Source organism: Nonomuraea salmonea, from assembly GCF_042428605.1.
Classification (GTDB): Bacteria; Actinomycetota; Actinomycetes; order Streptosporangiales; family Streptosporangiaceae; genus Nonomuraea; species Nonomuraea salmonea.
In genome coordinates, this window is sequence record NZ_JBHMCF010000008.1 from 129,869 (window position 1) to 154,377 (window position 24,509).

The 24,509-nt window shown below is 72.4% G+C and carries 25 protein-coding genes; 13 read left to right on the forward strand and 12 right to left on the reverse strand.

Features of this window, described 5'->3' with window-relative positions; translation table 11 throughout:
• Positions 1-398 precede the first annotated feature (398 nt).
• From ACFFR3_RS08070 to ACFFR3_RS08080, 3 genes are all read left to right on the forward strand, one after another.
• Positions 399-2,102, forward strand: coding sequence for an enoyl-CoA hydratase-related protein (locus tag ACFFR3_RS08070; protein WP_364372987.1), 1,704 nt, complete (start codon positions 399-401; stop codon positions 2,100-2,102).
• 34 nt (positions 2,103-2,136) lie between these two features.
• Positions 2,137-3,648, forward strand: coding sequence for a helix-turn-helix domain-containing protein (locus ACFFR3_RS08075; RefSeq protein ID WP_364373308.1), 1,512 nt, complete (start codon positions 2,137-2,139; stop codon positions 3,646-3,648).
• A 393-nt stretch (positions 3,649-4,041) separates the two neighbouring features.
• A complete protein-coding gene (locus tag ACFFR3_RS08080; protein ID WP_364372995.1) occupies positions 4,042-5,064 on the forward strand; it encodes a tyrosine-type recombinase/integrase in 1,023 nt (340 codons plus the stop codon).
• A 155-nt stretch (positions 5,065-5,219) separates the two neighbouring features.
• On the opposite strand, the gene ACFFR3_RS08085 is transcribed toward ACFFR3_RS08080, so the two are convergent.
• Positions 5,220-6,377 (reverse strand): FAD-dependent oxidoreductase, encoded by a 1,158-nt coding sequence (locus ACFFR3_RS08085; protein WP_379482856.1) that lies wholly within the window; start codon positions 6,375-6,377, stop codon positions 5,220-5,222.
• Between the two features lie 54 nt (positions 6,378-6,431).
• Here ACFFR3_RS08085 and ACFFR3_RS08090 point away from each other — a divergent pair, with 54 nt between their 5' ends.
• The 4 genes from ACFFR3_RS08090 (at position 6,432) to ACFFR3_RS08105 (ending at position 11,074) form a co-directional block, all read left to right on the forward strand.
• Positions 6,432-7,124 carry a TetR/AcrR family transcriptional regulator gene (locus ACFFR3_RS08090; protein ID WP_345407281.1) on the forward strand — a complete coding sequence of 231 codons (693 nt, stop codon included), beginning with the start codon at positions 6,432-6,434 and terminating at the stop codon, positions 7,122-7,124.
• Positions 7,125-7,343: 219 nt separating this feature from the next.
• A complete protein-coding gene (locus ACFFR3_RS08095) occupies positions 7,344-8,573 on the forward strand; it encodes an NAD(P)/FAD-dependent oxidoreductase (RefSeq protein ID WP_379482857.1) in 1,230 nt (409 codons plus the stop codon).
• Positions 8,574-8,748: 175 nt separating this feature from the next.
• Positions 8,749-9,645 (forward strand): RNA polymerase sigma-70 factor, encoded by an 897-nt coding sequence (locus tag ACFFR3_RS08100; protein WP_379482986.1) that lies wholly within the window; start codon positions 8,749-8,751, stop codon positions 9,643-9,645.
• A 178-nt stretch (positions 9,646-9,823) separates the two neighbouring features.
• Positions 9,824-11,074 (forward strand): FAD-dependent monooxygenase, encoded by a 1,251-nt coding sequence (locus tag ACFFR3_RS08105; protein WP_345407296.1) that lies wholly within the window; start codon positions 9,824-9,826, stop codon positions 11,072-11,074.
• A 97-nt stretch (positions 11,075-11,171) separates the two neighbouring features.
• On the opposite strand, the gene ACFFR3_RS08110 is transcribed toward ACFFR3_RS08105, so the two are convergent.
• From ACFFR3_RS08110 to ACFFR3_RS08125, 4 genes are all read right to left on the reverse strand, one after another.
• Complete coding sequence (locus ACFFR3_RS08110; RefSeq protein ID WP_345407299.1) at positions 11,172-11,498, reverse strand: PadR family transcriptional regulator; 327 nt, start codon at positions 11,496-11,498, stop codon at positions 11,172-11,174.
• A gap of 103 nt (positions 11,499-11,601) precedes the next feature.
• Positions 11,602-11,856 (reverse strand): helix-turn-helix domain-containing protein, encoded by a 255-nt coding sequence (locus ACFFR3_RS08115; protein WP_364373016.1) that lies wholly within the window; start codon positions 11,854-11,856, stop codon positions 11,602-11,604.
• Between the two features lie 990 nt (positions 11,857-12,846).
• Positions 12,847-13,359, reverse strand: a complete 513-nt coding sequence (locus tag ACFFR3_RS08120; RefSeq protein ID WP_364373019.1) for an ATP-binding protein — start codon at positions 13,357-13,359, stop codon at positions 12,847-12,849.
• A gap of 98 nt (positions 13,360-13,457) precedes the next feature.
• Positions 13,458-14,237 carry a MerR family transcriptional regulator gene (locus ACFFR3_RS08125; protein ID WP_364373022.1) on the reverse strand — a complete coding sequence of 260 codons (780 nt, stop codon included), beginning with the start codon at positions 14,235-14,237 and terminating at the stop codon, positions 13,458-13,460.
• A gap of 10 nt (positions 14,238-14,247) precedes the next feature.
• Between ACFFR3_RS08125 and ACFFR3_RS08130 the strand changes: the two genes are divergently transcribed.
• The 3 genes from ACFFR3_RS08130 to ACFFR3_RS08140 are packed head-to-tail and all read left to right on the forward strand — an operon-like array spanning position 14,248 to position 16,237.
• A complete protein-coding gene (locus ACFFR3_RS08130; RefSeq protein WP_345407314.1) occupies positions 14,248-15,054 on the forward strand; it encodes a MerR family transcriptional regulator in 807 nt (268 codons plus the stop codon).
• Between the two features lie 44 nt (positions 15,055-15,098).
• A complete protein-coding gene (locus ACFFR3_RS08135; protein WP_364373028.1) occupies positions 15,099-15,458 on the forward strand; it encodes an ArsR/SmtB family transcription factor in 360 nt (119 codons plus the stop codon).
• Positions 15,455-16,237 (forward strand): SRPBCC domain-containing protein, encoded by a 783-nt coding sequence (locus ACFFR3_RS08140; protein WP_345407317.1) that lies wholly within the window; start codon positions 15,455-15,457, stop codon positions 16,235-16,237. The genes ACFFR3_RS08135 and ACFFR3_RS08140 overlap by 4 nt, the downstream gene beginning before the upstream one ends.
• A 57-nt stretch (positions 16,238-16,294) precedes the next feature.
• Here ACFFR3_RS08140 and ACFFR3_RS08145 read toward each other — a convergent pair whose 3' ends face one another.
• Positions 16,295-17,338 carry a saccharopine dehydrogenase NADP-binding domain-containing protein gene (locus ACFFR3_RS08145; RefSeq protein WP_379482858.1) on the reverse strand — a complete coding sequence of 348 codons (1,044 nt, stop codon included), beginning with the start codon at positions 17,336-17,338 and terminating at the stop codon, positions 16,295-16,297.
• A 108-nt stretch (positions 17,339-17,446) separates the two neighbouring features.
• On the opposite strand from ACFFR3_RS08145, the gene ACFFR3_RS08150 reads away from it, so the two are divergent.
• Complete coding sequence (locus tag ACFFR3_RS08150; protein WP_379482859.1) at positions 17,447-18,319, forward strand: AraC family transcriptional regulator; 873 nt, start codon at positions 17,447-17,449, stop codon at positions 18,317-18,319.
• An 11-nt stretch (positions 18,320-18,330) separates the two neighbouring features.
• Here the strand turns inward: ACFFR3_RS08150 and ACFFR3_RS08155 are convergent, their stop codons facing one another.
• From ACFFR3_RS08155 to ACFFR3_RS08170, 4 genes are all read right to left on the reverse strand, one after another.
• Positions 18,331-19,593 (reverse strand): serine hydrolase domain-containing protein, encoded by a 1,263-nt coding sequence (locus ACFFR3_RS08155; RefSeq protein WP_379482860.1) that lies wholly within the window; start codon positions 19,591-19,593, stop codon positions 18,331-18,333.
• Positions 19,590-19,727 (reverse strand): hypothetical protein, encoded by a 138-nt coding sequence (locus tag ACFFR3_RS08160; protein ID WP_345407329.1) that lies wholly within the window; start codon positions 19,725-19,727, stop codon positions 19,590-19,592. The genes ACFFR3_RS08155 and ACFFR3_RS08160 overlap by 4 nt, the downstream gene beginning before the upstream one ends.
• Complete coding sequence (locus tag ACFFR3_RS08165) at positions 19,724-21,364, reverse strand: FAD-dependent monooxygenase (RefSeq protein ID WP_379482861.1); 1,641 nt, start codon at positions 21,362-21,364, stop codon at positions 19,724-19,726. The genes ACFFR3_RS08160 and ACFFR3_RS08165 overlap by 4 nt, the downstream gene beginning before the upstream one ends.
• Before the next feature lie 135 nt (positions 21,365-21,499).
• A complete protein-coding gene (locus tag ACFFR3_RS08170) occupies positions 21,500-21,718 on the reverse strand; it encodes a hypothetical protein (protein ID WP_345407332.1) in 219 nt (72 codons plus the stop codon).
• Positions 21,719-21,912: 194 nt separating this feature from the next.
• Between ACFFR3_RS08170 and ACFFR3_RS08175 the strand changes: the two genes are divergently transcribed.
• Positions 21,913-22,053 carry a hypothetical protein gene (locus ACFFR3_RS08175; RefSeq protein WP_345407334.1) on the forward strand — a complete coding sequence of 47 codons (141 nt, stop codon included), beginning with the start codon at positions 21,913-21,915 and terminating at the stop codon, positions 22,051-22,053.
• Between the two features lie 7 nt (positions 22,054-22,060).
• Here ACFFR3_RS08175 and ACFFR3_RS08180 read toward each other — a convergent pair whose 3' ends face one another.
• Positions 22,061-22,798, reverse strand: coding sequence for an SDR family oxidoreductase (locus tag ACFFR3_RS08180; protein ID WP_345407337.1), 738 nt, complete (start codon positions 22,796-22,798; stop codon positions 22,061-22,063).
• 135 nt (positions 22,799-22,933) lie between these two features.
• Here ACFFR3_RS08180 and ACFFR3_RS08185 point away from each other — a divergent pair, with 135 nt between their 5' ends.
• The gene (locus ACFFR3_RS08185) at positions 22,934-23,512 is read left to right on the forward strand and encodes a TetR/AcrR family transcriptional regulator (RefSeq protein WP_379482862.1); all 579 of its coding nucleotides are present in this window, start codon (positions 22,934-22,936) and stop codon (positions 23,510-23,512) included.
• A gap of 21 nt (positions 23,513-23,533) precedes the next feature.
• On the opposite strand, the gene ACFFR3_RS08190 is transcribed toward ACFFR3_RS08185, so the two are convergent.
• Entirely contained in the window at positions 23,534-24,409 is an 876-nt protein-coding gene (locus ACFFR3_RS08190; RefSeq protein WP_364373050.1) for a LysR family transcriptional regulator, read from the reverse strand.
• Positions 24,410-24,509: the final 100 nt, after the last annotated feature.

The window sequence follows — 24,509 nt, forward strand, 5'->3', positions numbered from 1 at the left end:
TTGTGTCAAGGGGCCGGCGGTGGATTCTGTCCTGGGCGTGACCTGGGGTGGGGTGGTGGGGCGGGATGCTGGGGGTGTGGTGATGTGTCTCGCATGGGCGGGCTGTCATCGCCGGGGGCGCTCGGGCTACTCCCCCGCTCGGGCGCCCCTTTTTTCGTGGGGTGGGGGCTGTGACCTGGCGGGATCTTACGGGGCAAAGCGGGTCAATCTGGGGCCGCGTACGTGGCTTTTTGCCGTGATTGGTCACCAGCAGTGGAGATTTCATGTCAGCATCATGTGCATGTATGGGTCAAATGGGACTGCCGTAAAGGGTCGTGACGCGTGCGGCGATCCGCCGTCCGCCTGGTAGCCCCTCCCCTGGTGACCGCTGCTCCCCTGTTCGGAAAGAAGTTCCCGCGTTGCGTATCTTGCTGCTCTGTTCCTCCTTCAACGGCCTGACCCAGCGCGCCTGGCTCGAGTTGCGCCGTTCCGGGCATGACGTCGGTATCGAGCTGGCCATCTCGCAGGAGCAGATGACGGAGGCGGCCGAGCTGCACAAGCCCGATCTGATCATCTGCCCGTTCCTGAAGGAGCGGGTGCCGGACGCGTTGTGGCGCACCCACCGTACGGTGATCATCCATCCGGGGCCGCCCGGTGACCGCGGCCCGTCCTCGCTGGACTGGGCGATCGCCGATGCCGAGCCCGAGTGGGGCGTCACGGCGCTGCAGGCGGTGGAGGAGATGGACGCCGGCCCCATCTGGGGGTACCGGACGTTCCCGATGCCGGCCGAGCCGCCGCGCAAGTCGGCGCTGTACAACGGACCGGTCGCGGACGCGGCGGTCGAGCTGGTGGCGGAGGTGGCGGCGAAGGCGGCCGATCCGGCGTTCGTGCCGGTGCCGCTGGACTACCGCTCGCCGGAGGTGCGGGGCAGGTTGCGGCGGGCGATGCGGCACGCCGACCGGGAGTTCTCCTGGAGCGAGCCGACCGAGGACATCCTGCGGCGGGTGCGCGCGGCCGACGGCGCGCCCGGCGGGCGGACGGATCTGTGCGACCTGCCGGTACGGGTGTTCGACGTCTACCGGGGTCCTGAGCTGGAGGGGACGCCCGGTCAGGTGGCGGGGCGCCGGGAGGGCGCGGTGCTGGTGCACACCGGCGACGGCACGCTGTGGGTGGGTCATGTGAAGGTCGAGCGGGAGGGCGGCATCAAGCTGCCGGCGACGCTGGCGCTGGGCGACCTGGTGGCGGGGGCGCCGCAGCGGTCGGGCTACAGCGAGATCACCTACGACCGCAGCGAGGGCGTGGGCGTGGTGAGCTTCGACTTCTACAACGGCGCGATGTCGACCGATCAGTGCCGGCGGCTGGCCTCGGCGCTGCGGTACGCGGTCTCGCAGGACACGCGGGTGCTGGTGGTGCGCGGCGGCGAGGTGTTCTCCAACGGCATCCACCTGAACGTGATCGAGGCGGCGCAGCAGCCGGAGCTGGAGGCGTGGATGAACATCAACGCCATCAACGCGGTGTGCCGGGAGATCGTGGGCTGCACGAGCCAGCTGGTGGTGACCTCGATCGGGGGCAACGCCGGCGCGGGCGGGGTGATGATGGGGCTGGGCGCCGACCGGGTGATCGTGCGTGACTCGGTGGTGCTGAACCCGCATTACCGCACGATGGGGCTGTTCGGCAGCGAGTACTGGACGTATTCGCTGACGCGCCGGGTGGGTGCGGAGCGGGCGCGGGCTCTGACGCAGGAGGCGTTGCCGATCGGCGCGGCGGAGGCGGTGGAGTTCGGGCTGGCCGACAAGGCGCTGGCGGGTTCGCGGCTGGACTTCGAGCGGCGGGTGCTGGAGTACGCCGAGCGGCTGGCGGCCGATCCGGGTTATGACCGGTTCCTGGCGGGCAGACGGCATGCGCGGGAGGCCGATGAGCGGCGTAAGCCGCTGGACGCCTATCGGGCCGAGGAGCTGGCGGAGATGAGCCGGGACATGTTCGACGATCAGAACGGGTTCCGGCAGGCGCGGGAGGCGTTCGTGCACAAGGTGAAGGCGCAGGCGACGCCGGAGCATCTGGCGCGTCTTCGGGAGTTGTCCGGCGCGTCGGCGCCCTCGGGCGCATCTACATCTCATATGTGAGATATGGTTCGCTGTTGTGGCAGATGATTACCTTGTGCGGATCGGCCGGCTGATCCGGGACGCTCGCCAGCATCGCGGTTGGACGCAGCTGCAGCTGGCGGATGCGCTGGCGACGAGCCAGAGCGCGGTGAACCGGATCGAGCGCGGAAACCAGAACATCAGTCTTGAGATGATCGCCCGGATCGGCGAGGCGCTCGACAGTGAGATCGTCTCGCTCGGTTATGCCGGGCCGATGCATCTGCGGGTGGTGGGCGGCCGCCGGTTGTCGGGCAGCATCGACGTCAAGACGTCGAAGAACGCGTGCGTGGCGCTGCTGTGCGCGTCGCTGCTCAACTCCGGCCGGACGATCCTGCGCAAGGTGGCGCGGATCGAGGAGGTGTACCGCATCCTGGAGGTGCTGGCCTCGATCGGGGTGCGGGCGCGCTGGATCAACGAGGGCAGTGACCTGGAGATCGTGCCGCCGTCCCGGCTGGAGCTGGAGGCGATGGACACCGAGGCGGCTCGCCGTACCCGGAGCGTGATCATGTTCCTGGGTCCGCTGATGCACCGCACGGAGCAGTTCCAGATCCCGTACGCGGGCGGCTGTGATCTCGGCACGCGGACGGTGCAGCCGCACATGTCGGCGTTGCGGCACTTCGGGCTCGACATCACCGCGACGGGTGGTTTCTACCACGCGCGGGTGGATCGCGGGGTGGCGCCGTCGCGGCCGATCGTGCTGACCGAGCGGGGCGACACGGTGACGGAGAACGCGCTGCTGGCCGCCGCCCGCCACGACGGGGTGACGGTGATCCGCAACGCCTCGTCCAACTACATGGTGCAGGACCTGTGCTTCTTCCTGGAGCAGCTGGGCGTGCGGGTGGAGGGCATCGGCACGACGACGCTGACGGTGCACGGGGTGCCGGACATCGAGCGGGACGTCGACTACTCCCCTTCCGAGGACCCGGTGGAGGCGATGAGCCTGCTGGCGGCGGCGGTGGTGACGTCGTCGGAGCTGACGATCTGCCGGGTGCCGGTGGAATTCCTGGAGATCGAGCTCGCGGTGCTGGAGGAGATGGGGCTCGATCACGATCGGGGCGGCGAGTACGCGGCGGCGAACGGCCGTACGCGGCTGGTGGACCTGACGGTGCGGCCGTCGAAGCTGGTCTCCCCCATCGACAAGATCCACCCGATGCCGTTCCCCGGCCTGAACATCGACAACGTGCCGTTCTTCGCGGCGATCGCGGCCTCGGCGCAGGGGTCGACGCTGATCCACGACTGGGTGTACGACAACCGCGCGATCTACCTGACGGAGCTGACCCGGCTGGGCGCGTCGGTGAAGCTGCTGGACCCGCACCGGGTGCTGGTGGAGGGGCCGACGCGGTGGCGCAGCGCGGAGATGATGTGCCCGCCGGCGTTGCGGCCCGCGGTGGTGGTGCTGCTGGCGATGATGGCGGCCGAGGGCACGTCGGTGCTGCGCAACGTGTACGTGATCAACCGGGGGTATGAGGATCTGGCGGAGCGGCTGAACGCGCTGGGCGCGCGGATCGAGACCTTCCGCGACATCTGACCCTGTCCTTTGAGCGGCGCGGCCCCCCGGATCACTTGTCCGGGGGGCCGCGCCGTTGTCATCGCCGGGTGGCGCGGGTGCGGTTGGCGCGGATCTCGTCGTGGTGGCCGGCCGCCCAGCCGATGAGTTGCCTGACGATCTCGTGCAGGCCGGCGGCGAGCGGGGTGAGCGCGTATTCGACGCCTGACCGCCCCGCGCCGCAGGCGGCCCGCCGCGCCCGGGCCGCCTGCGGCGCCGCCGTCCTTGAGGGGCCGGTGCTGATCGCGGGTGTCGTTGGCCGGTGTCGTTGGCCGGTGTCGTTGGCCGGTGTCGTTGGCCGGTGTCGTTTGTCAGTGCCGCCCGCTACCGTCGTGCGTGGATCTTCGAGTCGTGACGTGCGGGAAGGGGTGGCCGGTGCGGCCTGCGGAGCTCGACCGGTTGACGGTGGCGGAGGCGGCGGATCGTTACGTGGAGCTGGTGCGCGCCAGGACGCTGACGGGGGCGCTGTCGCCGTCCACGGCCGAGGTCTACGCCCGTGACGTGGCCACGCTGGTGGAGCTGGCCGGCGCCGACGTGGTGCTCGACGATCTGACGGGCGAGGACGTCGATGCGATCCTGCTGGCCTTCGCGCGCCGCCCGGACGGCCGCAAGGGGGTGGCGCGGGAGAAGGGGGCGGGGCAGTCCCCGTCGTCGCAGGCGCGTTTCCGCCGGTCGATCTCGGCGCTGTTCAAGCACGCGGCGCTGGCGGGGTGGGTGCAGATCAACCCGATGACGCGTTCCAGCGTGACGGCCAGGGAGCGGGGCGGGCTGCCGCCGCAGCGGCGGGCGCTGACGCGTGAGCAGGCGCAAGGTCTGATCGGGGCCGCGCGGGCGCTGCCGGAGACGGCGCCGGAGCAGGGCCGGCGCCGTGACCAGCGTACGGAGCTGCGCGACGCGGTGATCGTGCTGCTGCTGGCGACGGTGGGGCCGCGGGTGTCTGAGCTCGTACGCGCGAACGTGGAGGACTTCTACACCAACGACGGGGTGCGCTACTGGCGCATCTTCGGCAAGGGCGGCCGTACGCGTGACGTGCCGCTGCCCGACGACGTGGCGGCCGTGCTGCAGACCTACCTGGAGCGGGGTCGGCCGTCGGGGGCGGACAAGGCGCTGCTGCTGTCGTGGCGGGGGCGGCGGCTGGCGCGCGGCGACGTGCAGGCGGTGATCGACCGGGTGCAGGCGCGGGTGCCGGCCGACCAGCGCCGCTCGGTCACCCCGCATGGGCTGCGCCACACCACGGCCACCCATCTGCTGGCGGACGCGGTGGACATGGACGCGGTGCGGCGGGTCCTGGGCCACGGCGACCTGTCCACGCTGGGCCGCTACCGCGACGACCTGCCCGGCGAGCTGGAGGTCGCGATGCGCACCCACCCCCTGCTGCGCGACCGCCCCGAATCCTGACCGCCCCGAATCCTGACCGCCCTGCATGAGACGCGGCTGCCCTCCTGCTGGGACTGGGGTGGCCGGGATGGCGCCGCTCGGACGATGTGCCGGCAGGCGCTGGGGGTGTTCGGCCGGCTGGAGATCCTGGTGGCGGAGCTGACCGCTGATGTGGGTCAGGCGGGCTGGAGGTCGTCGAAGAGGGCGATGGCCGTGGCGGGGTCGGGGCCGACCAGGCGGTCCAGGCCGGCGGCCGTCATCTCGGCGAACGTGGCGGCGCGGGCCTGCATGCGCTCCTCGAACGCGCGCACGGCCGCGTCCACCTCCCCCGCCCTGGCTTGGGTGAGGGTTTCGGCGAGTTCGGCGCCTTCGATCATGGCGAGGTTGGCGCCCACTCCGAGGGGCGGCATCAGGTGGGCGGCGTCGCCCAGGAGCGTCACGCCGGGCACGTGGTCCCAGGTGTGGCCGACCGGCAGGACGTGCAGGGGGCGGTGGGCGAAGGTGGTGCCGCGGCGCAGCAGGTCGAGCACGGGGGCGGCCCAGCCGTCGAACAGGGCTTCCAGCAACGGCCTGACGGCCTCGCGGTCGGCGGGGTCAAGGGAGGGCCGTCCGGTGAGGCCGAGGTGGTGGGCGGGGTCGGTGTGCCAGTCGAGGGGGGCGCGGAACTGGGCGTACACCTTGACGTGGCCGCCGCTGTTGCGCTGGGCGACGACGGCGCGGTTGACGCCGTAGACGGCCAGGGCGCCGTCGCCGATGAGGCGGGCGAGGTCGGGGTGGGTGGTGTCGACGTCGTCGAGGGAGGTTTCGAGCAGGGTGACGCCGGTGTAGCGGGGGGTGGCGGGTGACAGGGCGCCTCGGACGCGGGACCAGGCGCCGTCGGCGCCGACCACCAGGTCGTAGGTGCGGGCGCTCCCGTCTGCCGAGCGCACCAGGACGCCGCCGGGGGCGTCCGGCACGACCTCGGTGACGTTCGTGCCCCATTGGACGTCCAGGGGGCCGAGCAGGAGGTCGCGGAGCTGGCCGCGGTCGATCTCGGGGTTGGCGCGCTCGCCGGGGCGGGGCCGCCAGTCGCGCAGGACGGTGCCGTCGGTGCCGAGGATGCGCATGGCTTGGCCTTCGGGGCGGGCGAGCCGTTCGAACGCGGTGGTCAGCCCTGCTTGGGCGATGGCGCGCTGGCCGAGGTTCTCGTGCAGGTCGAGGGTGCCGCCCAGGGGGCGGGCGTCGGGGGCGGTGTCGCGTTCGAGGACGGTGACGGGGTGGCCGTGGCGGTGCAGGACGCGGGCGAGGGTGAGTCCGCCAGGGCCGGCGCCCACCACTGCTATACGATGTCTCATGTCGATACACCGTATAGCGTCGATACAGTGTATTGCAACGATACGATGTCAGCCATGACCGTGTGGGATCGGCCGGAACGGCCCGCTCGCCCCGCCCCGCTCGACCGCGAGCGCATCGTCGCCACCGCCGTCGCGCTCGCCGACGAGGGCGGGCTGGAGGCGGTGTCGCTGCGCAAGGTGGCCGCCCGGCTGGAGGCCGGCCCGATGCGCCTGTACGGCTACATCTCCACCAAGGAAGAGCTGTTCGACCTCATGGTCGACGAGGTCAACGCCGAACTGCTGCCCGCAGAGCCGCCCCGCGACTGGCGTGAGGCGCTCGCCGGTCACGCCCACCGCACCCGGCAGGCCGCGCTGCGCCACGAGTGGCTGGCCGACCTGCTCGGCGGCCGTCCCGCGCTCGGCCCCAACGCGATGGCCGTCAACGAGGTGCTGCTGGCCTCCCTCGACGGGCTGGCCGACCTGGCGACCGTCATGCGGGCCGTGGAGACGCTCAGCGCGTACTGCACGGGCGCCATCCGCCGCGAGATCGCGAACCTGCGGGCCGAGCGCGCCACGGGCCTGTCCGAGAGCGACTGGCAGCGCGCCCGCGGCCCCTACGTCAGCCGCATGCTGGCCACCGGCCGCTTCCCGGCGCTGGCCAGGTTCGTGCACGAAGGGGTGGAGGTGGACGCCGAGACGGTGTTCACCACGGGCCTGGAATGGGTGCTCGACGCCGTGGCCGCCAAACTCACCCCGCCACGCCCCTGAAGACCTGCCTGGCCTTCTGCCGCGCTGGAGCCCGGCACGGCTGCTTCGCCGGCCCCGATGAGGCCGCCTACCCGAACCTCGATCTGGCCACCTGAGCCGCGGACGGCCTGCTGGCGATCTTCTCCGTCGTTTTGCCTATAGTGATCTGCCTCACACTCTGTCACAGCGCTCGATCGGGCGGTGTCTTGAAGCCGAACCTCTGGACCTGAAGGGCATCCTGTGACCAAGAGCATCAAAGTGGTCGTGATCGGCGGCGGATACGCGGGCGTTCTGGCGGCCAATCGGCTGACTCAGCGCGATGACGTGTCGGTGACGCTCATCAATGCGCTGCCGAGCTTCGTCGAGCGGATCCGCCTGCACCAACTCGTGGGCGGATCCGACGACGCGGTCGTCGGCTACGAAGACGTCCTGGCCGGCGGCGTCCGGTTGGTGATCGACACCGTGACCCGGATCGGCGCGGCCGACCGCAGCGTGACGGTGGCGACCGGCGGCACGATCGGCTACGACTATCTCATCTATGCGGTGGGCAGCGGCAGCGCCGATCCGAGGGTGTCCGGAGCCGCTGAGTTCGCCTACCCGATCGCTACCCTGGCAGAGGCGCAGCGGCTGCGGTCGGTTCTCGACGCCGTCCCCGCCACTGCCGCGGTGACGGTGGTGGGGGCCGGCCCGACCGGCATCGAGACCGCCGCCGAGCTGGCGGAGCTGGGCCGCGCCGTGACCCTGGTGTGCGGCGGGGTGCTCGGCCCGTACCTGCACCCGCGGGGCCGGCGCTCGGTCGCCAGGCGGCTGGCCAGGCTCGGTGTGACCGTACTCGAAGGCCCGGGGGCGAAAGTGACCGCGGTGAGGCGCGATGCGGTGCACCTCGGTGACGGACGTGAGTTGCCGAGCGTGGTGACCATCTGGACCGCCGGGTTCGGCGTGCCGGACCTGGCCGCCCGCAGCGGGCTGAGCGTCGATGTCGTGGGCCGGCTGCTCACCGACGAGACGTTGACCAGCCTGGACGATGTGCGCATCGTCGCGGCCGGGGATGCGGCGGCGCCGTCGGATCTGCCGTTGCGGATGAGCTGCCAGTCCGCCACGAGGATCGGGGCGCATGCCGCCGACACGGTGCTCCGCCGTATCGCGGGCGAGCAGCCCGCACCGCTCAATCTGGGATTCTTCGGCCAGTGCATCAGCTTGGGGCGTCGCGCCGGCATCTTCCAGTTCGCCAACCGGGACGACACCGCCAACACGTTCTACGTGGGCGGCCGCCCGGGGGCCAAGCTCAAGGAGTTCGTATGCCAGAGCACCGTCAAGCATCTGGCGGAGGAGGCCCGCAAGCCCGGCTCGCTCACCTGGGTCAAGGACGACAAGCGCCGGCAGCTGCTGCGGACCAGCCGCGGCCAGGCGCCAGCCGCGGCTGACCAGGCTGTTCAGCCGGGCATGCGTGGACGGTCCGGTCGGCCGTGAGCGGATCCGTACCGTATGTGTTGGGTGTCTTCCGGCAGCTCGGCTGCCCTGCTGTCGATCGCATCGAGCAGCGGGCCGGATCGTACGGCTGCCGGCGAACGAGGAACGTGTCGTGGATGCATGCTTGAACCTCAACACCGGCCAGGGCCGGGCTGTACAGGAGAAGGGCCGGGACGTGCGCGACCACACCGCTGACGCGGCGACCGAAGTCTTCGTGGCCCACCGCAACCTGCTGTTCACCGTCGCCTACGAGATGCTCGGCTCGGCCGCCGACGCCGAGGACGTCCTGCAGGAGACCTGGCTGCGGTGGGTCAAGGTCGACCTGGAGCAGGTGCACGACCAGCGCGCCTACCTGGTCCGCATCACCACCCGCCAATCACTCAACCGGCTGCGCAGCATGAAGCGCCGCAAGGAGGCATATATCGGCCCCTGGCTGCCCGAACCACTGCTCACCACGTCGGACGTGACCGCCGACGTCGAACTCGCCGAGAGTATGTCCATGGCGCTCATGCTCGTGCTGGAGACGCTGTCGCCGATCGAGCGCGCCGTGTTCGTGCTGCGCGAGGTCTTCGACGTCGGCCACGACGAGATCGCGGCCGCCGTCGGCAAGAGCCCCGCGGCCGTCCGTCAGATCGCCCACCGCGCACGCCGCCACGCCGAAGCCCGCCGCCCCCGCACGAGGATTTCTCCCCGCCAGACCCGGGCGGCGCTGGAGGCGTTCCAGCGTGCGATCGAAACCAGAGACCCGCAGAAACTGCTGAACGTGCTCGCCCCTGAGGTTGCCCTCATCAGCGATGGCGGCGGCCTCAAACAGGCGGCGCTACGGCCGGTCACCGGCGCCGAGAAGGTGGCCCGCATGTTCCTCGGTGGTCTCGGCAAGGTCGAAGGAACACTCACCGGTGAACCCACCGTAGTCAACGGCAACCCAGCGCTCCTCGTCCGCCTGGACGGCGAGATCGACGGCGTCCTGGCGGTCCGGGTCGAGGGCGCCCGCATCACCGGCCTGTACTACGTCCGCAACCCCGACAAGCTGACCCACCTCACGTCCCACACCCCGCTCACCCTGCGCTGAACACCGGCGACACCACAACCGTCCGCCCATCACACGCGACCCCGAACGAGCGCGGCGACCACTGGCGCTGAGACACAGCTCAGCGCCAGTGGTCGAGGCTGCCCCGGCTTGTCCGCGGAGCCCCGGCGCCACTTCGGCTGCTGACCAGGGGTCGCCCACAGCTTCACAAGGAGACCTCATGAACGCCACGAGCAACGTCGGCCGCCGAGCACTGGTGGTCGGCTTGGGCATCAGCGGGATCGCAGCAGCGCTACGGCTGCGGCAGATCGGCTGGACACCGATCATCATCGAGCGGGCCGCCGCCCGGCGGTCCGGCGGGTACTTCATCGCGCTGTTCGGTGCCGGGCGCGCCGGCGCCTACCGCCTCGGCATCTTGGACGGATTGACCGACCGGGGTCCGGACGGCGCCCGATACGACATCGACCGGGCCGGCAGGCGCCGGCCCGGGCTGAGTTTCAGGGACCTTCCCGGTCGGCCATGGCTGATGACACGAGGCGACGTGGAAGCAGCCGGCTTCGCCGCGCTACCGCCCGACGTCGAGATTCGTTACGCCACCGTGCCGACCCGGATCGAGCAAGACGCCGACGGGGTGAACGTCACGCTGACCGACGCCGCCGGCACGACCTCGGTGACCGAGCGTTTCGACCTGGTCGTCGGCGCGGACGGGCTGCGCTCCACGGTGCGGCGGCTGGTCTTCGGGCCGCACGAGAATTACCTGCGCCGATTGAACTACATGGCAGTCGCCTACCGACTTCCTGGTGCGCTTCCCGGTCACGACCAGAGCGACTCGGTCATCTTGGCCGAAGCCCAGCGGTCGATGTGGGTCTTCCCGTTCAACGATCAACCGCCCACCGTGCTGCTCAGCTACCACACCGACGATGTGGACTCCGAGTTCACCCGTCCGAAGGCCGAGCGGGTGCGCGAGGTGTTCGGCCCGGAGCCGACGGGCCCGGTGCTGGGCGCAGTACTGGAGGCGCTGGAGTCGGCCGAGGAGGTGTTGTTCGACTCGGTAGAGCAGGTACACATGGACCGCTGGCATCGAGGCCGGGTGGTACTGGTCGGTGACGCGGCCTGGTGCGTGACGCTGTATGCGGGGATGGGCGCCTCCGCCGCGATGGCCGGGGCCGACCTGCTGGGCACCATGCTGGCCCGACACTCCGGCAGCGTGGCCGAGGCGCTGGTGCGTTGGGAGCGCCACCTGCGCCCTTCCATCGAGTACTTGCAGCGCAACGGGACGCAGATGCGCAGCCTGTTCGTCCCGGCCACCCGACGTGAACTCGCGCTGCGCAAAGTGATGCTGCGTGTGAGCAAGATGCCGCTGACCTCAGCGCTGTTCATCCGATGGCGAACCAAGGGCAAAGCGGCCCGGATGAAAGAGATGGACTTTGCTCACCCCGGCACCGCGCAGCCAACCCGCGTGCAGGCGTGAGGATGCAGGGCCCCCTCCTCCACGATCTCTTGGAGCAGGCCGAGGGCGTCGCCGACGACCGGCGTCAGGTCGCTGCCGGTGACGCTCTGCCGGAAGCTCATCCGCGGCCCTGCCTGAGCTTGTCGAGGCGTGCGGTGATGTACTCCCACTTCGCCCAGAACGTGGCCAGCTCGCGGCGGCCGGCGTCGTTGAGCGCGTAGAACTTGCGCGGCGGCCCCACCCCTGAGGGCCGTTTGGTGACCTGGACCAGGCCGTTCTTCTCCAGCCGCAGCAGGATGGTGTAGACGGTGCCCTCGACGACGTCGGTGAAGCCGAGGTCGTTCAGCCGGCGCGTGATGGCGTAGCCGTAGGTCTCCTCGGTGCCGATGATCTCCAGCACGCAGCCTTCGAGCGTGCCCTTCAGCATCTCCGTGAGGTTGTCCACGTCACCCCGCTCTCCACTACTCGGTGACACCGAGTACCGCTCCACGGTACCACCGGGAAGCGGGATCATGGGAGTGGAGTGCCGCCGTCAGGCGGGAACCGGGCTAGCCGGTGGGCGCGGGCGTGGAGCGGGTGGCGAGCCGGTCGAGGGAGATGTCGAGCACGTCGGCCAGCGCCGCGATCGTGAAGAACGCGGGGGTGGCGATGCGGCCCGTCTCGATCTTCCGCAGCGTCTCGGCGGACATGCCCGCGGCGGCGGCGACCTCGACGATGCTGCGGTCACCGCGTGCCTGGCGCAGCACCTGTCCGAGTTGCTCGCCGCGCAGCCGATCTTCGGGGGTCAGCGGAGGTCGTACCATGCCGTCCACTCTATACCCCCGGGATACAAATACCGGTCCGTGATCGCGGAGCGGTTCGGCCGGGTAATAAGCGGCCGTCGAGGACCGGGGCCGCGTGGTGGCCGTGCTCGGTTCGTCCCGGGGCGGGGCGGGTGGTGATGGGTTCTGTGCCGGGGCGGCGTGCGGGGTCGCGGGGCGCCGGCGCCGGGGCCGTGGCGACGGCTCCTGAGCCTGAGCGTGCGGCTGCTGAGCGTGCGGCTTCGTCCGGGCCGCCGGGGCGCGCTAATAAGGCCGGTGGGCGGTGGGCGGCGCGTCGTGGCCTCGGCCGTGCCGGGGCGAGGTCGGGTGGTGTACGCCGGCCGGCCGGGCGCCGGGCGTCGGCGCGTACCTGGGCGGCGGGCCGGCGACGCGCCCTGCGGGCGGGGCCGGCCGGTGCTCGGGTGATGGGCATGCGGCGTAACTCCAGTCGATCGGCGCCCGCGTCGGCGCCGCCCACGGCGGGGCGCCTGGCAGGCGGGATGATTCGTCGGGCCGGACCGGCGGCCGTCGGCCCTGCATCAGGTGAAGGCTGCAGCGACATGGAGGGTGCGACCGGCCGGTATGTGGGCGCGGTCTGCGCGGCGGGGCTCGACCGCCAGGGGGCCGGCGCAGAGGGTGCCACCGGCCTGGGTGCGGGCGCGGTTGTCGCGGCGGGCGTGGCGGGCATGGCGGGCCTTGCCGCAGGAGGTGATACGGGCGTGCCGGGCGGGCGCCGGGGCCCGGCGGCCTCGTGCCGGGGCCCGGCGGGATCGGTCACCCGCGCGGGCGCGCCGCCTGGGCGGTCGCGGAAGGTGTGAGTCGTCACCGCTGTCATGGTGTCTTGTGGGGTCGCAGGAGGCCGTTCTCCTGGCCGTCGCCCCCAGGCTAAGTCCCGTGGGGCGGCCGGGGGCGGGCCCGGGGGCCGGGCGGGCGAAGATTTGACCATGTCATGGTGGTTCGGCGGCCCGTTCTTGACGCGCCGCCGTACCGGTGTCAGCAGGCCTCCACGGGCACGTCGAACCAGACGACCTTGCCGCTGCGCGTGCGGGCGCACCCCCACGCGCGGGCCAGCCCGGCCACCAGGGCCAGGCCGCGGCCGCCTTCGTCCTCGATGCCGGCGGGCCGCAGCTGCGGCATGCCGTGCCCGCGGTCGCCCACCTCGCAGCGCAGCAGCAGCCGCTCGCCGGAGACGCGCAGCCTGATCTGCAGCCGTACGGGGCCGCGGCCGTGCCGTACGGCGTTGGTCACCAGCTCGTCGGCCAGCAGTTCGGCCTCGGCGCTGGCCGCTACCCCCCAGCCGGTGAGCGCGGCGCGCAGCAGGTGGCGAGCCTGGGGCACCGACGCCGGCAGGGCGGGCAGCGTCCATACGGCCGACAGTGAACCGCCCGCGCCGGTGGAGCCGCCCCGCGTCAACCGGCACCCCGTCTCGGCGGGTCCCGCCTGTTGCTGCGGGGCCACCAGGTACGCGGCCTGGGCCGGCGCGCGAGGCGACCGATGATGATCCATGATCGCCGTCCTCGCATCTTCTTCCCGCTGGTCGGGGAGCGGTTCCCCGCCACTCCTCAGCCTGCCCTAAAATCGCCCATACGTACCCATACGGGCATTTATTCCCTCGCGGGGTCGTCCAGCCGCACCAGCACCTCCGTCACCAGCTCCCCGGGCGCCGTCACCGCCGGATCCGACACGTACACCTCACGCACCGGCCCCCGCACCGCCTGCCCCCGCTCGGCGCACCACGCCAGCAGCCCGTGCACGGTCAGCGACATCTGCTCGTAGGCCCCCACGTGCGTCGCACACGCGAAGCGCCCGCCCGGCAACACCACCGCCCCGCCCTGGGACTCGTCAACGGCCAGGCCGACCGCCACCTCCATCGCCTCGGCCACGTCCAGCGGGAACAGCCCGACCAGCCGCACCGGCCCCGCCATCGCGGGACCGGCCAGCAGCCGCGCCACCGCCGCCGACGTCGCCCGCCCCACGTCCTCCATGCCCGCCGCGCGCTCGCGTACCAGCAGCACCCGCAGCGGCTCCTCCTCCACCACCCGCACCGCCGTCTCGGGCAGACCCTCGGCCATCACCCGCTCCAGCACGCCCAGCGTCCTGCGGCGCCGCGCCAGCTCCTCCTCCAGCGTCCTGCGCACCCCCTCAAGCGCGCCCGCCGAACCCGCCAGCACCTCCCCCACCACCGCCAGCGGCACGTCCAGCGAGCGCAGCAACCCGATCGACAGCGCCTGACGCGCCTGCGCGGCCCGGTAGTAGCGGTAACCCGTCGCCTCGTCCACATGCGCCGGCCGCAGCAACCCCAGCTCGTCGTAGCGCCGCAACTGCTTCACGCTCAGCCGGGCCAGCCGGGCGAAGCGCCCGATCGGCAGCAACTCCTCATCCACGCCCACCAGCATGACCCGGTTTGACCACCACCCCGTCCCACGCGGCATCGTGGAGGACATGAGCTTCTCCGTGGGACAGGTCGCCCGGCTGGCCGGCATCACCGTACGCACCCTGCACCACTACGACGAGATCGGCCTGCTCACCCCGCGCGAGCGCACCCCCGCCGGCTACCGCCGCTACACCGACGACGACATCACCCGGCTGCAGCAGATCCTGCTCTACCGCGAGCTCGGCTTCCCCCTCGACGAGATCGCCGCCATCCTGGAGCGGCCCAGCACCGACCACCTCACCCACCTGCGCCGCCAGCACGAGCTGCTCACCCGCAAGGCCCGGCGCATCGGCCAGGTCATCGCCGCCGTCGAGCGCGCCATCAACGCCCGCACCACCGGCATCTCCCTGACCGCAGAGGAACGCCTGGAGGTGTTCGGCTCCTTCCGGCCGGAGGACCACGACGCCGAGGTCGAACGCCGCTGGGGCGGCACGCCGCAGTACGCCGAGAGTCAGGAGCGCATCGCCGCCTACACCAAGGAGGACTGGCTGCAGCTCGGCAAGGAGGCCGCCGCCCTCAACGACGACCTGGCCGCCGCCCGCACCTCGGGCGTGCCCGCCGACCACCCCGACGTCATGGACCTGGCCGAACGCCACCGCGCCCACATCAACCGCTGGTTCTACACCTGCGACCACGACCTGCACCGCTGCCTGGGCGACCTCTACGTCGAAGACCCGCGCTTCACCGCCGTCTACGACGCCCTCGCCCCGGGGCTCGCGGCCTACTTCCGTACCGCGATCCACGCCAACGCCCGGCGCGCCATCTGAATATGCTCTTGCAGGCATATAACTGATGGGGTATGTTCGCGGGCATGCCCTTCGACGTCGTGGCTGAACCCACCCGCCGGCGTATCCTCGACCTCCTCCTGCAACGCCCCCACCAGGTCGGCGAGCTCACCCGGCAGCTCGGCCTCACCCAGCCCGCCACCAGCAAGCACCTGGCGGCGCTGCGCCGCGCCGGCCTCGTCGCCGTCCGCAAGGACGCCCAGCGCCGCTGGTACGAGCTCAACCCCCGTCCCCTCGCCGAGATCGACGCCTGGCTCACCCCCTACCGGCGGCTGTGGAACGACACCCTCGACCGGCTCGAAGACCACCTCGACACCATGCCCGACCCCGCACCCGACCCCGCACTCGACACCGGAAGCGACACCCTGGAGGAGCCGAACAAGTGAACGAGACCCTCACCCTGCACCCCGACGGCCGCACCACCCTGCGCCTGCAGCGCCGCCTGCCCCACCCGCCGGAGAAGGTGTGGAGCGCCGTCACCCGCCCCGAGCACATGTCGGCCTGGTTCCCCGCCGAGGTCACCATCGACGGCGACCGCATCGGCTACGGCTTCGGCCCCGACGGCCGCATCACCGACAACGACCCGCCCCGCCTGTTCGCCCACACCTGGGGCGACGACCACCTGCGCTGGGAGCTCACCCCCGACGGCGACGGCACCCTGCTCACCTTCACCCACACCTTCACCGACCACCACGGCTCGGCCAGCTTCGCCGCCGGCTGGCACACCTGCCTGACCGAACTGCACGCCCACCTCGACGGACGCCCGCCCCTACCGCCCGGCGACACCGCCCGCCTGCACGAGGACTTCGTCGCCATCCTCGGCCTGCAACCCGCCGCCGTCACCGACGACGGCGGTGTCCGCGCCGAGCGCCAGCTCACCCGCCCCGCCGACGACGTCTGGCGGCTGCTCGACGGGCCCGCCGCCACCGTCGGCGCGCCGCCGCCCGCGCCGTTCACCGTCCCCGCCGTCCCGGCCGGTCCGGTGACGCGGGCCGAGGCGGGCAAGCTGCTGGAGTACGAGACGGCGAGCGGGCCGGTGCGCTGGGAGTTCGGCGAGGGCACCGGTCACGGCGCGCGCCTGGTCATCACCCACGCCGGGGATGCGTCCACGGTGGACGCCTGGCGCGTCCGCGTCGAAGACCTCGCGGCCTCCCTCCTCGCTTGAGGGGGTTTCGAGGCTTTTCAGGATGTGCGAACCGACCCGGCGCCTTTACAACGTAGATCATGAAATATCGGACAGGTCGGATATGTGCGAGGGCTCGATCGACCACCGCACCCCGTACGCGCCGAGAAAGTCCAGGAACCCCTCCGGCGGCAGAGCCTGGCCGGGCGCCAGCACCCCCGCCCCCGCGTCGCCGGCCGCGAGCCGGCGGGCGCTCTCCACGGCGATCACCGCCGTCGTGCCGTAGGTGTCGCTCCCCCGCACGACGCCGCGGGCCCGCCGCCCGTCCGCACCCGTGGCGTCCAGCACATAGGTGAAGCGCTGGGCGCGGCGGATCGCCGCGCCGGGCCCGTCCGGCAGACTGTCGATCATCTCGGGGGTGAGCGGGCTGTTCAGCCGCTCCCCCAGCGCCGCCTCGGTCATCCCCGCCACGTACCGGACGGGAACGTGCCGGGGTATGGTCACCACCTCCGGCACCGGGAACGCCGCCACCGCCGTCGTCTCCGCTCGCCCGGGCAGCCGGACCTCGCCGCGGGCGGCCCCGCCGGGGCGCCAGTCGCCGCCGGAGTAGATCAGGCCGCCCGCCCTGATGGCGTCGATCGTCTCGGCCACCGACCGCAGCGACCCGCGCGACATGCCGCCGCCGGTGACGGCGTGCACGGTGACGATGCCGGCGAGCGGCCCGAGACGGTCGGCCAGCAGGCGGGCCAGCAGGTCCACCGGGACGCATCCGTCGGTGGCGGCGGGCAGCACGCTCACCCCGGCCTCGCGCGCCTGCGTCGCGAAAGTGTCGAAGACCTGCTTGACGTGCAGTTGCTCGCCGGAGGTGTCGACATAGTGGCAGCCCGCGGCGATCGCGGCGCGCACCACGGCCGCGCCCGTGACGGTGAACGGGCCCGCGCAGTTGACGACGGCGTCGCAGCCGGCGAACGCGCTCACCAGTCCTTCGTGGTCGCCTGCCGCGGCGACGCGCCAGGGCGCGCCGGCCTTCTCCAGGCGGGCGGCGTCCCGCCCGGCCGCGACGGGCTCGACGCCGCGCCGTGCCAGCTCGGCGAGCACGAGCCCGCCCTGGTAGCCGCTCGCGCCATAGACAGCGATCTTCATGTACGTCTCCTCCTCGGTGATCCGCGCAACCACGCTACGGCTCCACCACGAGACGCTGGAATAACCCAGCCGCGCCCCCATTTGCGCCATCGTCTCTAAGCTGGGGGTGTGGACGTACTGTCTGATGTGGTGAACGCGGCCCGCACCGGGCGGCCCCATTCACGGCGGGTGGCCAGGTCCGCCCCGTTCTGCGAGCACTTCGCGGCGGTCCCGGCCGCCGGGTTCCACGTCGTGCTGGAGGGGACGTGCCGGCTGACCCCGGCGCAGGGCGAGCCGGTGACACTGGGGCCGGGCGACGTGGCGTTCCTGCCGCGCGGATCGGCGCACACCCTGGCCGGCTGCGACGGGTCGCCGGCGGTGGAGATGCTGTGCGGGGCGTACCTGCTCGACGGGTCGGCCGCGCACCCGCTCCTGGACGACCTGCCCGACGTCGTCCACCTGCCGGCCCGGGTGGGCCGGCACGGGCAGCTGCGCGCCGCGCTCGAGCTGCTCGGCGCAGAGCTGGACGACGACGACAGGCCGGGTTCGCAGGCCGTCCTGCTCACCCTGCTCGACCTGCTGCTGCTCTACATCCTGCGCGCCTGGTTCGAGGACCGACACGCCGGCGGCCACTCACCTTCCGGGTGGGCGGCGGCCCTGCACGATCCCGCCGTGGCCGCCGCCCTGCGGGCCGTGCACGACGACCCGGCCCATCCGTGGACGGTCGAGGAGCTGGGGGCGCGGGCGAGCCTGTCGCGGGCCGCGTTCGCCCGCCGCTTCACCGCCCTGGCCGGGCGGCCGCCGCTGGCGTACCTGACGTGGTGGCGCATGGCGACCGCCGCCCGGCTGCTGCGCGGCGGCGACGCGCCCGTCCACGTCATCGCCCGCCAGGTCGGCTACAGCTCGCAGTACACCTTCACCCACGCCTTCAAACGCCAGTACGGCCTCCCGCCCGCCGCCTACCGACGGCACGCCCCCGCACTGCATCCCGACGCCGGGTAGCCGGCGCCGTGTCAGTCGTCGACGGCCTGGTAGAGGGTGGTCCAGAAGTCGCTCATCAGATGGGCCGGGCTGGGCACCGTGTAGCCGAGCTGGCAGAGCAGGATGCCGGTGAGGCCGTTGGCGGGGTCGGCGTAGGCGGAGGTGCCGCTGCCGCCGTCCCAGCCGAACTGGCCGATCGGCGCGTAGTCGCCGCGGTAGGTGCGCACCGCCATGCCCATGCCCCAGCCGCCCTGCTGGCCCTGGCCGAAGGAGATGTGCACGCTGTCGCGGGCGAGGGCGGTGCGGGCGGCGTTCTGCTCGGGGGTGAGCTGGTTGGTGGTCATCAGCTCGACGGCGGGCCGCGACAGGATGCGCCGGCCTTCGTGGACGCCGCCGTTGAGCAGCATGCGGAAGTAGGCGTGGTAGTCGTCGGCGGTGGAGACCAGGCCGCCTCCGCCGCCCTGGAACGCCGGAGGGCTGCTCCAGCGGCCGTTCTTGGGCTCGTCCCAGGCGAGGAACTCGCCCGTGGCGGGGTCGGGGGCGTAAAGGGTGGGCAGCCGGTCCAGCTGGTCGGCGGGCACATGGAAGGCGGTGTCGTGCATGCCGAGCGGCTCGAAGACGCGCTCGTGCAGGAAGTCGCCGAACGTCTGGCCGCTCACACGGGAGACGAGCACGCCGACGAGGTCGCTGCTGATCTGGTACTGCCACTGCGCGCCGGGCTGGTGCATGAGCGGCAGCTCTCCGAGGCGGCGCATCCACTCGTCCTGCTCGGGGACCTCGACCGGCAGGTTCGGGGTCAGGCCCCGCTCGAAGATCGCGTTGAGGATCGGGGTGCCCAGCGCGGTCATGTCCATGCCGAGGCCGAAGGTGGAGGTGAGCACGTCCCGTACGGTGATCGGGCGCCGCGCCGGCACGGTGTCGTCCAGGTCGGCGCCGATGCTCCTCAGCACCTTGCGGTCCGCCAGCTCGGGCAGCCACGGGTCGACCACGTCGTCCAGGCGCAGCCGGCACTCGTCCAGCAGCACCATCGCGGCGGCGATCGTGACCGGCTTGGAGGTGGAGGCCATCCGGAAGATCGTGTCGCGCCGCATCGGCGCGCCGCCGTCGTGCTGCATGGTGCCCAGCGCCTCGACGTGGGTCTGGCCGCCGCGGCTGGCCAGGGCGACCAGGCCGGGGATCCGCCCGGAGTCGACGTGCCGTGCCAGCACGTCCCTCAGCCTGAGCAGCCCCTGCTCGGAGAAGCCGTTCGCCATGTCTGTCGTCTCCTTGTCCTGAAGTTGTTCTGGAGTAGTCATGAAGTCGTCATGAAGTCGTCATGATGAGGCCGCCGTTCCGGTTCCTGGCCGGCGGCCGCCGGGTGCACGCGCGGTTCATCGAAGCGCGGCTCCCAGGAGCCGATCTCGACCGTGCCGGCGTGCCGGTCGATCACCTCGAATCCCCGAGCGGCGCACCCGCAGGCGGCGAGCCGTTCCGGGTCGTGGCAGTCGACGGTGGGTTCGGTGAGCCTGCTGCTCCTGGCGCCGCGAACCAGGCGGCCAGGGCCGCGCGCAGCGCCGGCGTGGCGATGCCCGCGGGCTCGTCCAGGGCGGCGGCCCAGGCGACGTGCCCGTCCGGGCGGATGAGCAGCGCGTCCACGTCGCGGTCGGCGGCCTTGGCCTCGTGGACGTCCACGACGTCGCCGGCGATGGCGCGGGCGATCTCGTGGAGTTCGGGGCGGCCGGCCAGATCGAGCAGGACGGGCCGGGCGGCGTGCATGAGGGCGGCCACGCTGGTGACGCCCTGGCCGGTGTGCAGGGTGAGGTCGGGCGCGAAGGCGCCGGCCAGGGGGTGGTGGCCGGTGCCGGGCATGGGGTGGCGGATGTCGCCGCCGGCGACGAGGGCGCCCAGGCGGCGCAGCGCCGGCTCGTCGGCGAGCAGTTCGGTGAACAGCTCGCGCAGCGCTTCGGCGGCCTGGTCGTGGCCGCGGCGCAGGGCGACCTGGGCGCGGGTGTGCAGCAGGGTGCGGGCGGCGGCCTGGCGGCGCTCGGCGTGGTAGGTGTCCAGCAGGCCATCGGGTGCGGTGCCGTGCAGGTGGGCGGCCAGTTTCCAGGCCAGGTTGACCGCGTCCAGCAGGCCCGCGTTGAGCGCGACCCCGGTGGCGGGGAACAGGTGGGCCGCGTCGCCGGCCACCAGGATCCGTCCCTGCCGGTAGTGCTCGGCCTGGCGGGCCGAGAAGGTGAAGCGCGACAGCCGCGTCGATCCGGCGATCGGCAGGCGGGCGCCGAGCACACGGTGGACGCTGTCCTGCAGCTCGGTCAGGGTCATCGGGGAGTCGTCGTCGTAGTCGGCGTTCTCGTCCTCGGCCGTGTAGAGGGAGACCGACCGGCTGCCGGGCGCGGAGCCGCAGCCGAACAGGCCGTGCTCGGTGCGGGTGAACCCGGCGCGCACGACGCCGGAGCCCGGCACCTCCAAGTCGCCGTTTCCGAGCACGGTGACCTCGTCGGCGAGGGTGACCTGGGCCAGCCGGTTGACCTCGGGATAGGTGGTGCCGGGGAACGCGATGCCGGCCTGCTCGCGGACGCGGCTGCGCGCCCCGTCGCAGCCCACCACGTAGCGGGCGCTCACCCGGTAGGGGCCGTCAGGTCCGAGCACCTCGGCCCGCGCCGCGCTCTCGTCCTGGGTGAGCGCGCTCACCTCGTGCCCGCGCCGCACGGCGACGCCGAGCTCCTCGGCGCGTTCGGCGAGCAGCCGCTCCAGCACCTGCTGGGGCAGCGGCAGGGCGTGCATGGGCGGGTCCTGCACGCCGGTGAAGTCCAGGTGCACGCCGCCGAACGGGAACCGGGGCGCGGGCATCGGGCCCGTGCAGGCGGCCTGAAAGCGTTCCAGCAGGCCCCGGAAGTGCAGCAGGTGCAGGATCTGGCCGCCCAGGCCGCCGGCCTTGGGGACGTCGCGGGACCGCGGCCGGCGTTCCAGCACCAGGGGCCGCACGCCGGCCAGGCGCAGCTCGGCGGCCAGCATGAGACCGGTCGGGCCGGCTCCCACGATGACGACGTCGGCATGCTCGTCCCGGGCGGGTCGCTCGATCAATGAGGGCCTTTCTTCGGGCCCGGCCATCAGCCGATGGCCGGGCGGAGGGTGATCCACACGTCGTTCATCGAACGGGCGGGCGCGGTAGAGCGGGCGCGCCGCCGTCGTGTCCGTGTTCACCCCGTTCGTTCGGAATCAAGCATCAAGTACGGTGAACCCCTGGAACAACGGCGAAACCCGGAAGATCACCTTCAGCAGGAGTAAACGGAGCAGGTCAGGCGTGGAACTGCGGGACATCGAGATCTTCCCGACCTGGCCGACGAGCTGCACTTCGGCCGGACCGCCGCCCGGCGGTGCCTGTCGCCCGCCCGCGTCACCCGGGGTGGCGGGCTGTCGGACTTCCGGCATCCGCACGCCGGCACCGGGCCCGGCTACTGGTACGACCACTACGCTCCGCGGCCGACCAGGCGGGGCCGCTGATCGGGCGCGGCCCCGTGGTGCGCGACGCCGAGGAGGCCATGACGCCGGCCGGCATGGACGGGCTCGTCGTGCTCTTCCCCGCCCATGTCAGCCGGTAGTGGGCGCGTCCTGACATCGCCTACCTGCCGGTGACGGATCTGGAGCCGCTGCCGTACGCGCTGGTGTGGCGCACCGAGGCCGAGGCCGAGAGCGAGAGCGAGAGCGAGGCCGAGAGCGAGGCCGTCCGCGCCCTGGCCGGCATCGTCCGCGACCTGGGCCCCCTGCCCTGACTCCGGGTCAGTCCTGGGCGGTGGACCGGATCACCACCTCGCCGACGTCGATCCCGTCGGGCTGCTCGATCGCGAACCCGATCGCCGCCGCCACCGCCGAGGGCGGCATGGCGATCTCCTCGCTCCGGCGCGCCAACGCCGCCGCCACCTGCGGGCTGCCGCCCTTGCCGACGCCCTCGGTGTCGGTGAAGCCCGGGGAGACGAGGGTGACGCGCAGGTGCGGTCCCGCCTCCTGGCGCAGCGCCTCGGTCAGCACCTTCACCGCCGTCTTGGTGGCGGCGTAGACGCCCTGGGGCGGTTTGATGACGTAGGCGGCGGTGGAGGCGACGTTGACGAACTGGCCGGCCCGCTGGCGGCGGAAGACGGGCAGGGCGGCGCCGATGCCGTTGAGCAGGCCGGTGACGTGGGTGGCGACCATGGCGTCCCAGTCGTCCTGGCGCAGCTCGTCGAACGGCGAGACGGCCATGGTGCCGGCGTTGGAGACCAGCACGTCGAGCCGGCCGTGCAGGTCGAGCGCGGTGCCGGTGAGCGTGCGCAGGTCGGCGCGGCGGGTCACGTCGACCACGGCCGCGGTGGCCGTGCCGCCGGCCGCGGTGATGCGTTCGGCCACCGCCTGCAGCCGCTCCTTCCTGCGGGCGCCGAGCACGAGCCTGGCGCCCCTTTCGGCCAGGTACATGGCCGTGGCCTCGCCGATCCCGCTGCTGGCTCCGGTGATCGCGACGACCTTCCCGGCGATTCCTGTCATGATCGGCTGTCCTTCCCCGATGGGTGTGCGCAGGCCGCGGATGACCTACGATGAAGAAGTGGAGGCGCCACCACTTAGCTCGACCATAAGTGGGCGCGCCTCCGTTCAGCAAACGGAGAGGAGCCGGGCACTGCGATGAGCGACGACGCAGCACGCCCGTTGCGCGCCGACGCGCGCCGCAACCGCGACAAGGTCATCCAGGCGGCGGCACGCGTCTTCGCCGGCGAGGGCCTGGACGCCCACCTCGAACGCATCGCCAGGGAGGCCGGCGTCGGCACCGCCACCCTCTACCGCAACTTCCCCACCCGCCAGGCCCTCATCGAGGCGGTCTACCGCAACGAGGTCGCCCAGCTGTGCGACGCCGTGCCCGGCCTGCTCGACGCCCACCCGCCCCTGGCCGCGCTGCGCGCCTGGACCCGCCTGTTCCTCGACTACGTCACCACCAAACACGGCATGGCCGACGCCCTGCAGGCCATCGCCGCCACCGGCGACAACCCCTACGGCAACAGCCGCGCCATGATCCAGGCCGCCGTCACCACCCTCATGGAGGCCTGCGCGGCGGCCGGCGCGATCCGCGGCGACATCACCTCCGCCGACCTCACCGCCGCGCTGACCGGCATCGCCCACACCTGCCCCCGCGCCGACCAGCGCGCCCAGGCCGAACGCCTGCTCGACCTCACCCTCGACGGCCTGCGCATCCAGCCCGCCCGGTAGACACCCCGCTAGGCACCCCCTCTACGTGGCGAGACTCCGGGCGGCGCGGGCGAAGGAGCGGATCAGGTCGGTCTCCGCCGCCGTGCGCCACAGCAGCGCCCACCGCGCCGGCGGCGCGTCCCGCACCGGCACGTAGGCGATGTCGGGCCGGGCGTGGTAGCGGGCGGCGTGGGAGTGCACCAGCGCGACCGCCTCACCGTTGGACAGGATCGGCAGCAGCTCGCTCTCGGCGGTCACGACCGGCCCGATGCGGATCGGCCGCCCGCTCGGAGTGCAGGCCGGCACGAGGGCCTGACGCCAGTAGTCGGGCCTGGCCCCGCCGATCACGACCTCCTCGGCCAGATCCTCGTACGAGACCGCCTCCCGCCCAGCCAGCCGGTGACCGGCCCCGACCGCGAGCACGACCGGCTCGACCCGCACCACCGGCCCCACCGTCAGGTCCGCCTCCCTGACCGGCAGCCACGCGATCTGCACGTCCACCTCGCCCTCGCGCAGCGGCCCGAAAGGATCACCGAACCCGACGTACCGGATGCGCGCCTCGCACGCGGGATGCCGGGCGTGGAAGGCGTCCAGCAGCGGCCGGAAGTCCTGCACGTTGCTCGACAGCATGCCCAGCCGCAGCACCCCGCTCTTGCCGCCCGCCGCCCGGATCGCCCGCTCCATCCCCTCATGCAGCCCCCGGTAGGCGGGCGCGAGGTCGGCGAACAGCTGGCGGCCGATCGGCGTCAGCGCCACCGCCCGGCTGCTGCGCTCGAACAACGCGGCCCCGATGCGCCGCTCCTGCTTCTTGACCGCCTGGCTGACGCGGGCCGGCGTCACGTGCAACCGCTCGGCGGTACGGCCGAAGTGCAGCTCCTCGGCCAGCGTCAGGAAGATCTCGATGTCCCGCAGCTCCACGCGCGCTCTTTCATCGTTAAGCGAGAGGTTAACGCACATTATCGGACCTGGCGTTGCCGCCCGCACCGGCCCGCGCCAGGCTTGGCCCGTCCGCTGCGCG